A 12,469-nucleotide genomic window follows, 5' to 3' on the forward strand; every position below is an offset into this window, starting at 1 on the left:
GGAGGGGGCCCATGACCACCGCCCAGGCCGACACCGGCCGCACCGTGACCACCGACATCCCGGCACGCCTCGACCGCCTCCCGTGGTCACGCTGGCACTGGACGATCGTCATCGGTCTCGGCACCGTGTGGATCCTCGACGGACTCGAAGTCACCGTCGTGGGCAACATCGCCGGCCGCCTGTCGGAGCCCGGCAGCGGCCTGCCCATCACGTCCGGCGAGGTCACCGGCATGGCAGCCGCCCTGTACGTGGCGGGCGCCTGCCTGGGAGCCCTGTTCTGGGGCCGCCTGACCGACAAGTGGGGGCGCAAAAAGCTCTTCATGATCACCCTGGCGGTCTATCTGGCCGCCACGGCCCTCACCGCGATCTCCTTCGACACCTGGTGGTTCTTCCTCTTCCGGTTCCTCACCGGCTTCGGCATCGGCGGCGAGTACGCGGCCATCAACTCCGCGATCGACGAACTGATCCCCAAGGAGTACCGCGGCCGCACCGACCTGATGATCAACGGCAGCTTCTGGCTGGGCGCGGTCTTCGGCTCGCTGCTGTCGATCGTCGCCCTGGACACGGACATCTTCGCCGCGAACGTCGGCTGGCGCCTCACCTTCGCGCTCGGCGCCGTCCTCGCCCTGGTGATCCTCCTCGTCCGGCGGCACGTCCCCGAAAGCCCACGCTGGCTGCTCATCCACGGCCGCGACGACGAAGCGGAACGCATCGTCTCCTCCATCGAGGACAAGATCGAGGAGGAGAGGGGCGAGCCGCTGCCCCGCGCCCAAGGTGAGATCACCATCCACCAGCGCCGCAGCGTCTCCTTCCTGGAGATCGGCCGCACGGTCTTCTCCGACTACCGCAAACGCTCCATCCTCGGCTTCTCCCTCTTCATCGGCCAGGCCTTCCTCTACAACGCCATCACCTTCGGATTCGGCGCGATCCTGACGACGTTCTTCGACGTCCCGAGCGGCAACACCGGCTACTACTTCGCGGTCATCGCCATCGGCAACTTCTTCGGCCCGCTGGTCCTCGGCAAGCTCTTCGACACGGTCGGCCGCCGCATCATGATCTCCGGCACATACATCCTGTCCGGCGCGCTGCTCTTCGGCACGGCCTGGCTCTTCGACCAGGGCTCCCTGAGCGCGACCACGATGACGGCCTGCTGGTGCGCGGTCCTGTTCTTCGCCTCGGCCGGCGCCTCCAGCGCCTACCTGACGGTCTCCGAGGTCTTCCCCATGGAGACCCGGGCGATGTCGATCGCGTTCTTCTACGCCATCGGCACGGCGGCCGGCGGCATCAGCGGCCCGCTGCTGTTCGCCAAGCTCACGGAAACCGGCGTCGTCGGCGACACGGTCCTCGCCTTCTCCATCGGCGCGACGCTGATGTGCCTGGCCGGCCTGGTGGCGGCCCTCCTCGCGGTGAAGGCGGAACGCCGCTCCCTGGAGGACATCGCCAAGCCACTGACGGCGGCGGGCAGCGGGGCCACGGACGACGCGTCCAGGGGCGGCCCCGGCCGGAGGGAGTCCGCTCGACGACGGCGTAGGCCTGGTGCCCGGGGCGGCGGCCAGCCAGGAGGTGACGGCCCCGGGTGACGGCACGGGCGATCGGAGCATGTGGGCCGCGAACGGCCAGGGAAACAGGGGCGGGGCCGGCCCACATGCTCCGGTCGCGCTGCCCGCCCCCTGTGGGGGACGGCGAGGAGACGGCCGGGCGGTGAGGTGAGGTGAGAACAGAAACTGCGCTATAGTTGATCTGCGTCCAGTCGCCGGAAGTCCGGTAGCAGGACGATGCGTTGGTGGTCCAAGGAAAGACGCCCCACTTCCTGTGGGGAGATGCAGGTGCAAGGCCTGCCCGGCGCTCCGACAAGAACCCGGCCCTGGGATACAGGGCCGGGTTTTCTTGTGTGCGGTTCTTTTGTGTGCCGACCGGGATGAGCCGGCCGGCATGCCCCGGCTCACCGGATCAGCCGGTCGGCATGCCCCGGCTCACCGAGATCAGCCGGTCAGTCGCGCCGGTCCGCCACCGCCCACGACGCCAGCGCCACGGCCCCCGCCACGCCGAACACGGCAGGCCAGGCGCCGACCTTCTTCGCCAGTGGATGCGACCCGGCGAAGGCGGCGACATACGCGGCCGACAACGCCCCCGCGGCCACCCCACCGGCCTGCTGCCGCCACTGCCGCGCCGCGGCCACCCCGGCCGCGGCCAGTACGACCCCGCCGAGCGGCCGCTGCCGGGTCCAGCGGGCCACGCCGTACCCGCCCACGAGCCCGCTCGCGGCGACCACCGCGCTGGGAACCTTCGCCATACGTGCCTCCTGCGTCCTACACCCTGCTCGGGATCTTGAGGCTAGCCCGCACACCCCCGAAACCCGAACCTGAGTCCGGGGTTGTCAAGTTTCCTCCTCCGAGCTATATAAGAAGACGCAGACCGTATGGCATCGCACCCACTGCACCTGGAGAGAGGAGTGACCAGTGATGCTCATGCGCACGGACCCCTTCCGTGAGCTCGACCGGCTCACCCAGCAGGTCTTCGGTCCCAACACCACCCGCCCGACGGCGATGGCGATGGACGCCTACCGCTCGGGGGACGACTTCTTCGTCCACTTCGACCTCCCCGGCGTCGACCCCGAGACGATCGAACTGGACGTCGAACGCAATGTGCTGAACGTCCGAGCCGAGCGCAGGTCCCCCGCCCCCGAAGGCGCGGAGCCCCTCGTCGCCGAGCGCCCCACCGGCACCTTCACGCGCCAGCTGTTCCTCGGCGACACCCTCGACACGGAGCGCATCGACGCCTCCTACGAGGCCGGCGTCCTGACCCTGCGCATCCCGGTGGCCGAGCAGGCCAAGCCGCGCCGCATCCAGATCTCGGGCGGCGACACGCCCAAGCAGCTCAGCAGCTGACCCCACCGCATCACCAGAGGTACGTCGCGCCGCCGGGACGGGCTCCCGGCGGCGCGACCCAGGCTCCCCCCCTCAAGCACCCGGAGGAAAACCCCGCACATGAGCACGACGACGGTGCCCCGTGTGACGACGAGACGCGCCCCGCACGCCGCCGACGACAACGGCTGGCCCCAACTGGTCGAAACGGTCCGCGAGTCGGGCCTGTACCCCACCCGGTCGAAGGCGGAACAGGTCACCCGTACCGTCCTGGCCGCCCTCGGTACGCACGTCACCGGCGACGAACGGGTCGACCTGGCCCGGGCCCTGCCCCCCGAGGCCGCCCGGCTGATCGCCTCCCAGATCCCGGCCACACGGCGCCTGACGGCCGCACGGTTCGTCGACGAGGTCGCGTCCCGCACGCCGGGAGCCACGTCCGCCACCGCCCGCTGGGACGTCAGCTCGGTCCTGGGCGCGCTGCCGCCCCTCGTCGGCGACGACCTGGTCACCCGCATCCTGGCCCAACTCCCCGCCGGCTACGCCCTCCTGTTCGGCCGAGCGGACCTGACCCCGACGTCGTAGGCTCCTCACACCAGGCGCACGACGGCCACCTTTGTGACATGCGGGGGGTGGCCGTCGACGCGGATGCTGTCCGGGCCGACGACGAGGGGAGGGCGCTTTGAGCCGCACGACCTCCGGGACCGGGAAGGCCCTGTGACCCGCATGACGTCCGTGGACCGGGAAGGCCCTGTGACCCGCATGACATGCGGGACCCTCACCACCCCCGACGGCACCCGCATCGCCCACCGGACGTACCACCCCGCGGCCGAGCCCGCGACCACGCTCCTCCTCCTGCACGGCCTGGCCGGCCACCAGGGCGAGTGGGACACCCTCGCCGCGCAACTGTCCGCCGACGGCCACCGCGTGGTGACGTACGACGCCCGCGGACACGGCGCCAGCACCCGCACACCGGCGTCCACGACCCGCGAGGCCCACGTCCAGGACGCCACAGCCCTGATCGAGGCACTGGACCTGGCCCCCGTGACCCTCCTGGGCCAGTCCCTCGGCGGCCACACGGCGATGCTGCTGGCCGCGGCCCACCCCGGCCTGGTGCAGTCCCTGATCCTGATCGAAGCGGGCCCGGCCGGCCCGACCCCCGACCTCCCGGCGCAGATCGCGGCCTGGCTGGACAGCTGGCCGACTCCGTTCCCGTCCCTCCGGGAGGCGGAGGCCTTCCTCGGCCATGAGGTATGGACGAGGACGCTGGAGCAGCGAGCCGACGGCTGGCACGCCACCATGGACCGCACCACGATCGTCGACACGGTTGCTGAACTGGCCACCACCGCCTACTGTGACGAGTGGTCCCGCATCACCTGCCCCACGCTCCTCATCCAGGGCGAACACGGCACGATGCGCCCCGACGAGCCGTCCACGATGCTCGCCCGCCGCCCGGACACCCGCCTGATCCGCATCCCCGACGCGGCCCACGACGTCCACCTGGATCAGCCGGAACGCCTCTACGAGGCGATCGCCTCGGTCCTGCCCGGCTGAGGCGGGGTCGTCTCCGTCCTGCCCGGCTGAGGCGGCGCGGGGCGGACGGGGAGCGCGGGGTGCCGAGAAGGCCAAATAGTTCGACAGGCCCCGGCCTCCCCCCCGGCATCCTGCGAAGCGCCACCGGCGCGCCGGACGACGTGAGGGAGACGACCGTTGCACCCCAACCACACCGCCAACCCCACCGTCCGCCACATCACCTTCGACTGCACGAACGAGCCCTACGAACTGGCACGTTTCTGGGGCGGAGTTCCTGGGCCGCCCCATCTCCGACCTCGACAAACCCGGGGACGACGAGGTCCTGATCGAACTCCCGGACGGCGCGCCCGGCCTCGTCTTCGTCCGGGTCGAGGAGGCCAAGACGACGAAGAACCGCCTCCACTTCGACCTGGGCGGCCCCACCGGCCGCACCCGCTCCGAGGTCGAACGAGCCGTCTCCCTGGGCGCCCGGGTCCTCACGGACCGCACGCACGAACGGGGAGAACTGGGGTGACCGGTGGCGGGGCTGAGCTTGAACCATAAGGGCGAGTGCCCATGAGTGACGACGAACCAACGGTGTAGGAGATCCGGATCCACGGCTGCCCGACCCTGCAAGAGGCCCTCGCACTCCAGGCCCCGATCGAACACCTCCTGTGCCCGGACCCCGGCCACGCCCCACCTTGCGAGGTCCCCTGGAGCTTCACCCTGGCCGGCGAGGACACCGACACCACCACCGCGCTCATCCTGGGCGTGCATACGTCCAGCGCCCGGGCCGCAGATGTGACGGACCGGGTGCGCAGGCTCGTGGGCGAGACGCGCACCGTTGCTGTGAGCGAGGGCGATGCCGGGGAGTGGGAGGAGCTTGTGGAGCAGTACTGGTTCGAGAGAGGGCTGGGCTAAAAGTCCTGGAGCCCCGTACCGAGGGCGCACCCTGTACTGCGTATCCCTCCTATGAAGCACCGCCATGCGTCGCTGCCCACGTGGACGATGGGTCCCTTCGAGATCTTCGAGTCACGTATGAGCGCACCGTTGCCGCCGTACGAACACTCCAGACACTCGGTGGCGTTGCCGCCGCTGTACGACGACTTGAACCATCTGGGCTCGGTGATGATCTGAGGGGCGGCGGGCATTCAAAGCTCCTTGCGGGCGCGATGGATCAGGGTGGAGGAGGCCTCCATGTCCAACGCTTGTGCGCGGAGGTACTCGAACGCAAGCCTGTATCGCTCCAGTTCCGCTTCCTTCTCCAGGAAGAGCGAGCCCGTGTGGATGTCGACGTACACCACGTCGAGGGCCGGTTGAGGGCCTCCGATCATGACGAAGCTGCCGAGAGCCGCGGCGTGCGCCCCCTTGGAGAACGGGAGCACTTGGAGCGTGATGTGTGGGGACTCGTTGGCCTCGAGGAGCCTGTCGAGCTGCTCCTTCATCACGGCCGGTGACCCGACGACCCGGCGGATCACCGACTCATCGAGGATCGCCCACAGATGCAACGGCTTTGGCCGGGACAGGATCTCCTGCCGCTTCATGCGAATGTCGACCAGTCGTTCGACTTCGGAGGGTTCCAGGGGGACTTCGTTGGCCTTCTGGAGCTCTGTGCTGTAAGCACGTGTCTGCAAAAGCCCAGGGACGTAGACGCAACAGAAGTGGTTCTCACGAACGGCTTCGTCCTCAAGCGTGAGCAGCAGGTTCATGCTCTCCGGGATGGAGTCGGCAAAGGAGTTCCACCAGCCCTGTTCCCGGGCGTTCTTGGCGAGGTTGACGACTGCTCGCCGCTCGGCGTCCGTTGCGTCGTACTCACGGCAGAGTGCGTCGATGACGAGCCATTTGACCGGCCCGGCCGTGGTCTCGTACCGGCTGACGGTCGCCTTCGATACGCCGACAAGACGCCCAGCCTCCTCAAGTGTCAGGCCTTTGCGCGAGCGCAACTTGCGCATCATGGCGCCCAGTTGGCGGCGTCTTGTTGTGCTCCGTTCGGGCATGCGGCTCCTTCGCCATGGTCGGGCCTCAGCCCGTAGGACGCCCATCAGGCTAGGTATCCGTGAACCGGGCTCACTACCGGATTCACTCGATCGATTCCCATGAGAAGTTACAAGACGAGATTTCTCTGTGCCATGCTCTTTCCGTAGTCGCTACGTAGCGCAGCTGTATGGTTACGGCACGATGGGCGCGCTGCGTGGCCAAGAAGTCAGGAGCGGTCATGCCCGGCTATGAAGTCACGGAGCCTCGCCTCCGCTGTGTCCTTCCCTTCGAAGCTGCGCCGGCCGAAGTGCGTCTGCTGCGAAGAGCAGCCGTTCAGCAGCTCGGCCTATGGGGCGCATCCCTTGCTTCTGAGGAAGTCGAACTACTCGTTTCAGAGCTGGTCACCAATGTGCTCAAGCACGTGGGCGAAGGTGCGTTAGCGACCTTGATCCTTGAGTGGAAGGGGGAACGGCTGCGCCTCAAAGTCCACGACATGAGCCCGGTCGTACCCGCCATCAGGGCAGCGGAATGCGGTGATGATTGCGGCCGTGGTCTGCATCTTCTCGCGGCCATCGCTGTTGACTGGGGCACGGTTCTGACGGCAGCGGGCAAAGCGGTGTGGTGCGAGCTTGCGCTGACAGGCGGGCGCAGCTGCCGACGGGTCGAGCGAGCTGTGGAGGCACTTGAGAGGTACGAGAGAGTCGGACGCGAGTCAGCTACGCAAGTTCGTAGCCGTGACGTGTGCCTCGTCGAATCCGCGGTAGAGCTGATCGCTGATTTGCTCCACTGGACCGCTGCTCGCGGTCATGACCCAGACGAGGTTCTCGACCGTGCTCAGATGCACTACGAAGCTGAGTCGGAGGCCGCCTGACGGGCTCAGTCCACGGATGTCTTGCACTTCCTGGAACCGGGATGCAAGCAGCGCCCGGATGTGGAGGGCTGTCACTGCCGCTGAGCCAAGGAGCGGGTCACGGATGTGGCCTATTGGCACAGCCGTGAGACAGATCCTTCATTTAGCGCGTGAGCCCCGACCCACTTGGGGAGCCGCTTCGAGCGTAGCGATGATGCGTGCTGCAGCCTCGTCTGGTGCCTCGTGCTCCCAGACACGGACAACTGTCCAGCCTGCGGCTGCAAGGGCCGCGTCGGCCGCCCGGTCTCGCGCAACATTGCGCTGGAGCTTCGGCCCCCAGTACCCGCCATTGACGCCAGGCTGTCGTCCGTGCTCGGGGCAGCAGTGCCAGAAACAGCCATCTACGAAGACAGCTACACGTGCACGGGTGAAGACAATGTCCGGCCTTGGGCGCGCACCCTCTAGCTGCAGACGAAGATCCACGCGGTACCGCTTCCCCGCGGCGTGGAGCAGGGACCGGATGGTCCGCTCAGGCTTCGTGTCCCGCCGTTTGATCGCAGCCATGTTCCGCGAACGGCCAGGAGTAGGCGGTGTCGGCGTTGCGGGGTCAGTGCTGGAGGTCATCGCCTACACCGTAGCCCTACTGTCAGACCCACAGTGTTTGATGGGTCAGGATGGTAGACCTGTGCAAGACAGACATGGAGGTAGGAGCGTGGCTGATCTGTCCGCGGTGGAGATCTGCGCGGGCGCTGGGGGCCAGTCGCTCGGCCTTGAGCTGGCAGGTTTCGACCACGCCGTCGCAGTCGAGCTCGACGAGAACGCCGTCAACACCCTTCGCGAGAACCGTGACTGGAATGTGGTGCACGGTGACGTCGCTGATGAGGACCTCTGGAAACCAGGCGATTACGTCGGTATCGACCTGCTCGCCGGCGGTGTGCCATGTCCTCCGTTCTCGATCGCTGGCAAGCAGCTGGGTGCAACCGACGAGCGTGACCTCTTCGCCTGGGCCGTCGAACTGGCTGGCAAAATGAAGCCTCGGGCGCTCCTTCTTGAGAACGTGCGTGGTCTCTCCATGCCTCGCTTCTCCGCCTACCGACAGCATGTGAAAGACCGCCTTAGGGACCTCGGATACTGGTCCGACTGGAAACTTCTGCATGCGAATGATTACGGCGTTCCGCAGTTGCGGCCGCGATTCGTTCTTGTCGCCATGCGTCATGAAGATGCGCAATGGTTCGAGTGGCCTGAGGAAAAACCCACAACGGACACCGTTGGAACAGCGCTACAGGACATGATGGCTGATGGCGGTTGGCTGGGTGCCGAAGCTTGGGTGAAAAAGGCCAACGATATCGCTCCCACCATCGTTGGCGGCTCGAAAAAGCACGGTGGAGCGGACCTTGGGCCAACTCGTGCGAAAGCGGCCTGGCGCAACCTCGGCGTAGACGCAATGGGAGTGGCTGATGCGCCGCCAGATTCCACGACTCCAGTGGACTTCGTACCGAAACTCACAACCGATATGGTTGCGCGCATCCAAGGGTGGGGTAAGGAGCGTGATTACGAGTGGACTTTCACTGGACGTAAGACAACGAAGTACCGGCAAATCGGAAACGCATTTCCGCCCCCCGTTGCCAGGGCGATTGGTGCTTCGATCGCCAATGCGTTGAATCGCAAGGGTGAACCTAAGAAGCTGGCTGAAGTGGAGAACGAAGTCATGCATGACGCGCTCTACTTGGCTTTGAAGAGCGCGTCAACCGCACTGACGGAAAAGGAACTAGTCAAACTGGCCGGCGAGAAAATGGATTCGCTGGCTTTTGAGCGCCGGATGGCTATCCTTGCGCGGGATTTTGTGATTGACGAGGATGATCAGCTGGGCGGTCGTGCGTACCGCCTCGCGGGCTTCAAGGGGTTCACGGGTCAACAAGACCACGAACGGCACGCACGTTTCGCTGAGCTGCGATCCCGGATCAGCTAGCTGTTGATTTCGGCAGGTGGCCTGCCGCTAGATCGCTAGGTCGAGCGGCAGGTCGCTGATGTCACGGAGGCGTTTTCCGCTAACCAAGGTATTGAGCATACTGATAGCCTCGTCGTTCTCTGTCTCTTTGACTCCGTTGATTAGCTCTGGAAGTGCGAAGTGATAGACGGTGTCGATATCACCGGTGCCTAGAGCCAAGGAAGCAAGCCGAGACGGTGATGGTTCACCAGTGACGACAGCGATGTGTGGAGTGCGTCCCTTCCGGTTTCGGATGACATTGAGAGCCTCTGAACGTGCATTCTGGGCACGGTCGCTGCGAAGCGTCCATTTACATGAAACTATGGCATGGACAACGGGCCGCTCCTGATTGATCATCCTGATGACGGCATATCGACCCGACTCCGAATCCACCAGGTCATAATCGCGGTTGATGGTATCGTCTGGCTCGGGCCTTCGGAGGATTAGAATGTCAGGGCTGATCTCGTACGAATTCCCTAGCACCGAGGCAAGGTTCCGGTCATTCGCAATTGCGCTTGCGAGGTCGGCCAGATGAGTGTAGGGCTCATACCTGGAAATTTGATACTCGCTGCGGGAACCGCCAACATTTTCGATGCTCCAGTCTCCTGGGCGAAGGGACTGGAAGAGCGGAAAGGTCTCTGAGAGAAATCCTTCAACTGCCTCTTCGAACTGTTTCCCAGCTTTTTGCCCATCAAGCTTCTTGGGGATGGTTTCAGCGGAAAGCTCTTTTGCGATGCTCAGAGCCGCACTTACGCTGGTCCTTTGACTCTTGTCGGCATTGGAGGCCACGCCCTCCGGTGAGAGGGCAAGTGTGTGCTTCTCGGTAAGGTCATTGTGGAAGTTCCTCCTGGCTGCCGTAAGCATGGCCGTCACGGGAAGCGCTCCTAACTAGGGCCGCCTGTACTGGTTTTCAAGTACCTTATGAGATCCTCTTGCTCTTTGCGTGTGAGGATCCGAGCTAGATCGTAGACTCGATCCAGCTCCGAACGAGTACGTTCCGCTCGCTGTAGCCAGCTGAGTAGTGTTTGCTTGTTCGCCCGGCCCATGCGCCTGACCTGTGCTAGCACCTCGTCGTACTGCTGAGGGTCGGGGACCTCGTCTCTCACGGGCTCGTTGCAGCGGGCGCACTCGGTTCGCCAGTTGTCGATGTCGTCGGCTGCCCCACGACTCCTCAAGCGTTCCTGCGGCACCCGGTGCCCAATGGTGAGCCGGGCTTTGCTGTCAGGTTCACCTGGGTAGGGCTCACGGGCCGCAGTTCCGCAGACAACGCAACGTCCTCCGTCGCGCTCTATGACATCGCGCCGCACGCGAGCTGATGGTGCGAACCGCTTGTGAGCTTGGCGATCCTCGTCAAGCCAGTACCGCGCCCCCTTTGCCTGGAGCCGGTACTCATCCGAATTCAATGAGCCATCATCCTTATACGACGGGATGATCCATCCCGCCGAGCGCAAGGTGCGGAGACGGCGGTTGAGATGCTCGGACTTGCCGACGATGTCTGAGCCCAGCGCGTCGCGCAGCTCATTCATCGTGAAGATGTCGCCTATTTCCTTATTGAACCAGAGCCACGCTGCTAGGCGCCGTTCCTGGCCAAACGTCTTGTTGCGGGTGCCTGGCTGGATAGTGAGCTCCCACCATGGCGTTCCGTCTGGGGCTATTGGCCCGTCGTTTGCGCTGGCGTCCATACGCTGGAGTATGGCCGGCTGAGTGGATCACCACCTAGGAGCTGGCTGCAATCTTGAGGATCGAGTGCCGTTGACGGGCCGCCAGTAGCGCGGTTTCGCGCCCAAGGAACGGGGCTGTCTCGCAGCGGCGTTACTGGGCATGAGGGCCGCCCGCTTCCTTGTCAGTGTCGTGCCTCCGCGGCCCGCCTCAAGGGCGCTTCACTCCGCTGCGCTGCGTTCCGCGTCGGCTGCGCCGATGGCCCTGCGGGCCACCCTTGACCCGGGCCGCTTCGGCACGGGAGAGAAGCGAGCGGGCGGCCCGGGGAAGCGGAGGCCCGGGACGGTGGCGGCGCCGTGCGCTATGTGGGTGCCCGGCGTGACGGGCGCGTCAGCGGCTCCGCGCACGCCGGGGCTGCTCAGCGGCGAGCTGCCGGTGGTTCGCCTGGACAAGCGCAGCGGGATCTCAGTCCGTGTTGCCGTGGCAGCGGCCGTACGGCTCGCCCGAGCCGCACCAGCAAGCCGCCCCCTGCTGCGGTGGCCATGCCACTGCCCTTCCTCTCGCCGCCAGCGTCGTCGCGTACTGGGGGAGGAGGGTCGGGTCGGTCGGGGAGGAGAGTTCCGATGCTGCGAAGGCCTCGTAGGACGGGACCGTGCCGGTGACGATGCCCAGGTTCGGGGTGCCGGAGGCGGACAGTTCGCGGAGGGCCGTCTCTATCGTCGCGAGGTGTTCCTCGTGGGTCGGGTACTCCGACGCGAGGGTCGGGTACGCCTCCAGGAGCTCCGTGAGTTCCGGCGCCGGCCAGTGCAGGATCGCCACCGGGAAGGGGCGGGAGAGGGCCTCTCGGTACGCGCCCAGTTCCGCTCGGAGGCGGAGGATCTCCGCCTCCAGTTCCGCCGGGTTCTCCGAGCCCAGGGACCACACGCGCTTGGGGTCGTGGAGTTCGTCCAGGGTGATCGGGAGGGAGTGGACCGTGTCCGCCAGGGCGTCCCACTCGTCGTGGGACCTGCCGAGCATGCGCCGTACGCGGTGGCGGCCGAAGAGGAGGGGGTGGGTGGCGTAGGGGGGCTCCTCGACGTCCGCCAGGAGGCGCTGCACGGCCTCCGTGAACGTCTCGTGGGCGGCTTCCAGTTCGTCGTGGGATTCAAGGGACTCCGCGACGATCACCCAGGGGGCCGGGTCCTTGGGGGACGCCGCCCGGATGCCCTCGATGATCGCGCGGGCCTCGGCCTCGTGGCCGTACTCCCAGAGGTTCGAAGCCTTGAGCGCCCGTACCAGGTGGGGGTTCTCCAGGCCGTCGGGGGAGGACAGCAGTCGGTCGTAGAGGGTGGTCGCGGTGGGGCGGTCACCGGCGAGCTCCAGGTGGGCCGCCGCCCGCAGCAGCAGGGCCTCGGCGTCCTCGGGATACAGGCCGGCGGTCCGCTCCAGGCGTGCCGCCTCGGCGGTGTGGTCGACGTTTTCGGCAGGCGTGTCGGGGCGCATGGGGGACACCGTACTGCCGGGAGGTGACGAGCGTGAGAGATGCGCAGGCCAGACCACTCGGCCCACCGACTTTCCCCCGCTCGCCACCGGGGTTTCGCAGTTCGTCCCGAACGTCCGTTGCCGGACCGCCCAGGACCTTGC

General features: G+C 66.3%; 15 protein-coding genes. 8 read left to right on the top strand and 7 right to left on the bottom strand.

Annotated elements, in window-relative coordinates:
* Window positions 1–11: 11 nt before the first annotated feature.
* On the top strand, window positions 12–1,580 hold the full coding sequence (locus ACFZDI_RS17050; protein WP_391251330.1) for an MFS transporter: 1,569 nt from the start codon (window positions 12–14) through the stop codon (window positions 1,578–1,580).
* A gap of 410 nt (window positions 1,581–1,990) precedes the next feature.
* Here ACFZDI_RS17050 and ACFZDI_RS17055 read toward each other — a convergent pair whose 3' ends face one another.
* A complete protein-coding gene (locus tag ACFZDI_RS17055) occupies window positions 1,991–2,293 on the bottom strand; it encodes a hypothetical protein (RefSeq protein WP_234845655.1) in 303 nt (100 codons plus the stop codon).
* A gap of 169 nt (window positions 2,294–2,462) precedes the next feature.
* Here ACFZDI_RS17055 and ACFZDI_RS17060 point away from each other — a divergent pair, with 169 nt between their 5' ends.
* The 5 genes from ACFZDI_RS17060 (at window position 2,463) to ACFZDI_RS17080 (ending at window position 5,294) form a co-directional block, all read left to right on the top strand.
* A complete protein-coding gene (locus tag ACFZDI_RS17060) occupies window positions 2,463–2,888 on the top strand; it encodes an Hsp20/alpha crystallin family protein (protein ID WP_234845656.1) in 426 nt (141 codons plus the stop codon).
* A gap of 99 nt (window positions 2,889–2,987) precedes the next feature.
* Entirely contained in the window at window positions 2,988–3,446 is a 459-nt protein-coding gene (locus ACFZDI_RS17065) for a DUF2267 domain-containing protein (RefSeq protein WP_234845657.1), read from the top strand.
* A 177-nt stretch (window positions 3,447–3,623) separates the two neighbouring features.
* Complete coding sequence (locus ACFZDI_RS17070) at window positions 3,624–4,415, top strand: alpha/beta fold hydrolase (protein WP_391252254.1); 792 nt, start codon at window positions 3,624–3,626, stop codon at window positions 4,413–4,415.
* A 304-nt stretch (window positions 4,416–4,719) separates the two neighbouring features.
* A complete protein-coding gene (locus tag ACFZDI_RS17075; protein WP_391252255.1) occupies window positions 4,720–4,908 on the top strand; it encodes a VOC family protein in 189 nt (62 codons plus the stop codon).
* 236 nt (window positions 4,909–5,144) lie between these two features.
* Window positions 5,145–5,294, top strand: a complete 150-nt coding sequence (locus ACFZDI_RS17080; protein ID WP_391251333.1) for a hypothetical protein — start codon at window positions 5,145–5,147, stop codon at window positions 5,292–5,294.
* On the opposite strand, the gene ACFZDI_RS17085 is transcribed toward ACFZDI_RS17080, so the two are convergent.
* The gene (locus tag ACFZDI_RS17085; RefSeq protein ID WP_391251335.1) at window positions 5,291–5,524 is read right to left on the bottom strand and encodes a DUF397 domain-containing protein; all 234 of its coding nucleotides are present in this window, start codon (window positions 5,522–5,524) and stop codon (window positions 5,291–5,293) included. The genes ACFZDI_RS17080 and ACFZDI_RS17085 overlap by 4 nt on opposite strands.
* Window positions 5,525–6,370 carry a Scr1 family TA system antitoxin-like transcriptional regulator gene (locus tag ACFZDI_RS17090; RefSeq protein ID WP_391251337.1) on the bottom strand — a complete coding sequence of 282 codons (846 nt, stop codon included), beginning with the start codon at window positions 6,368–6,370 and terminating at the stop codon, window positions 5,525–5,527.
* A gap of 218 nt (window positions 6,371–6,588) precedes the next feature.
* Between ACFZDI_RS17090 and ACFZDI_RS17095 the strand changes: the two genes are divergently transcribed.
* The gene (locus ACFZDI_RS17095; RefSeq protein ID WP_391251340.1) at window positions 6,589–7,221 is read left to right on the top strand and encodes an ATP-binding protein; all 633 of its coding nucleotides are present in this window, start codon (window positions 6,589–6,591) and stop codon (window positions 7,219–7,221) included.
* A 138-nt stretch (window positions 7,222–7,359) separates the two neighbouring features.
* Here ACFZDI_RS17095 and ACFZDI_RS17100 read toward each other — a convergent pair whose 3' ends face one another.
* Entirely contained in the window at window positions 7,360–7,824 is a 465-nt protein-coding gene (locus tag ACFZDI_RS17100) for a DNA mismatch endonuclease Vsr (RefSeq protein WP_391251341.1), read from the bottom strand.
* Between the two features lie 88 nt (window positions 7,825–7,912).
* On the opposite strand from ACFZDI_RS17100, the gene ACFZDI_RS17105 reads away from it, so the two are divergent.
* Window positions 7,913–9,169 (top strand): DNA (cytosine-5-)-methyltransferase, encoded by a 1,257-nt coding sequence (locus ACFZDI_RS17105; RefSeq protein ID WP_391251343.1) that lies wholly within the window; start codon window positions 7,913–7,915, stop codon window positions 9,167–9,169.
* Window positions 9,170–9,196: 27 nt separating this feature from the next.
* On the opposite strand, the gene ACFZDI_RS17110 is transcribed toward ACFZDI_RS17105, so the two are convergent.
* The 3 genes from ACFZDI_RS17110 to ACFZDI_RS17120 form a co-directional block, all read right to left on the bottom strand.
* A complete protein-coding gene (locus ACFZDI_RS17110; protein ID WP_391252257.1) occupies window positions 9,197–10,051 on the bottom strand; it encodes an NgoMIV family type II restriction endonuclease in 855 nt (284 codons plus the stop codon).
* Window positions 10,052–10,071: 20 nt separating this feature from the next.
* Window positions 10,072–10,869 (bottom strand): HNH endonuclease, encoded by a 798-nt coding sequence (locus tag ACFZDI_RS17115; protein ID WP_391251346.1) that lies wholly within the window; start codon window positions 10,867–10,869, stop codon window positions 10,072–10,074.
* Between the two features lie 442 nt (window positions 10,870–11,311).
* Entirely contained in the window at window positions 11,312–12,328 is a 1,017-nt protein-coding gene (locus tag ACFZDI_RS17120; protein ID WP_391251348.1) for an SEC-C metal-binding domain-containing protein, read from the bottom strand.
* Window positions 12,329–12,469 lie beyond the last annotated feature (141 nt).

The organism is Streptomyces sp. NPDC007907, assembly GCF_042959365.1.
In the GTDB taxonomy this organism is placed as follows: domain Bacteria; phylum Actinomycetota; class Actinomycetes; order Streptomycetales; family Streptomycetaceae; genus Streptomyces; species Streptomyces indiaensis.

Bases quoted from the DNA above. Each gene is read 5' to 3' on its own strand.
- ACFZDI_RS17095 (WP_391251340.1), top strand. From the start codon at position 6,589: ATGCCCGGCTATGAAGTCACGGAGCCTCGCCTCCGCTGTGTCCTTCCC.
- ACFZDI_RS17085 (WP_391251335.1), bottom strand. From the start codon at position 5,524: ATGCCCGCCGCCCCTCAGATCATCACCGAGCCCAGATGGTTCAAGTCG.
- ACFZDI_RS17120 (WP_391251348.1), bottom strand. From the start codon at position 12,328: ATGCGCCCCGACACGCCTGCCGAAAACGTCGACCACACCGCCGAGGCG.
- ACFZDI_RS17115 (WP_391251346.1), bottom strand. From the start codon at position 10,869: ATGGACGCCAGCGCAAACGACGGGCCAATAGCCCCAGACGGAACGCCA.
- ACFZDI_RS17055 (WP_234845655.1), bottom strand. From the start codon at position 2,293: ATGGCGAAGGTTCCCAGCGCGGTGGTCGCCGCGAGCGGGCTCGTGGGC.
- ACFZDI_RS17060 (WP_234845656.1), top strand. From the start codon at position 2,463: ATGCTCATGCGCACGGACCCCTTCCGTGAGCTCGACCGGCTCACCCAG.
- ACFZDI_RS17110 (WP_391252257.1), bottom strand. From the start codon at position 10,051: ATGCTTACGGCAGCCAGGAGGAACTTCCACAATGACCTTACCGAGAAG.
- ACFZDI_RS17100 (WP_391251341.1), bottom strand. From the start codon at position 7,824: ATGACCTCCAGCACTGACCCCGCAACGCCGACACCGCCTACTCCTGGC.
- ACFZDI_RS17065 (WP_234845657.1), top strand. From the start codon at position 2,988: ATGAGCACGACGACGGTGCCCCGTGTGACGACGAGACGCGCCCCGCAC.
- ACFZDI_RS17090 (WP_391251337.1), bottom strand. From the start codon at position 6,370: ATGCCCGAACGGAGCACAACAAGACGCCGCCAACTGGGCGCCATGATG.
- ACFZDI_RS17050 (WP_391251330.1), top strand. From the start codon at position 12: ATGACCACCGCCCAGGCCGACACCGGCCGCACCGTGACCACCGACATC.
- ACFZDI_RS17070 (WP_391252254.1), top strand. From the start codon at position 3,624: ATGACATGCGGGACCCTCACCACCCCCGACGGCACCCGCATCGCCCAC.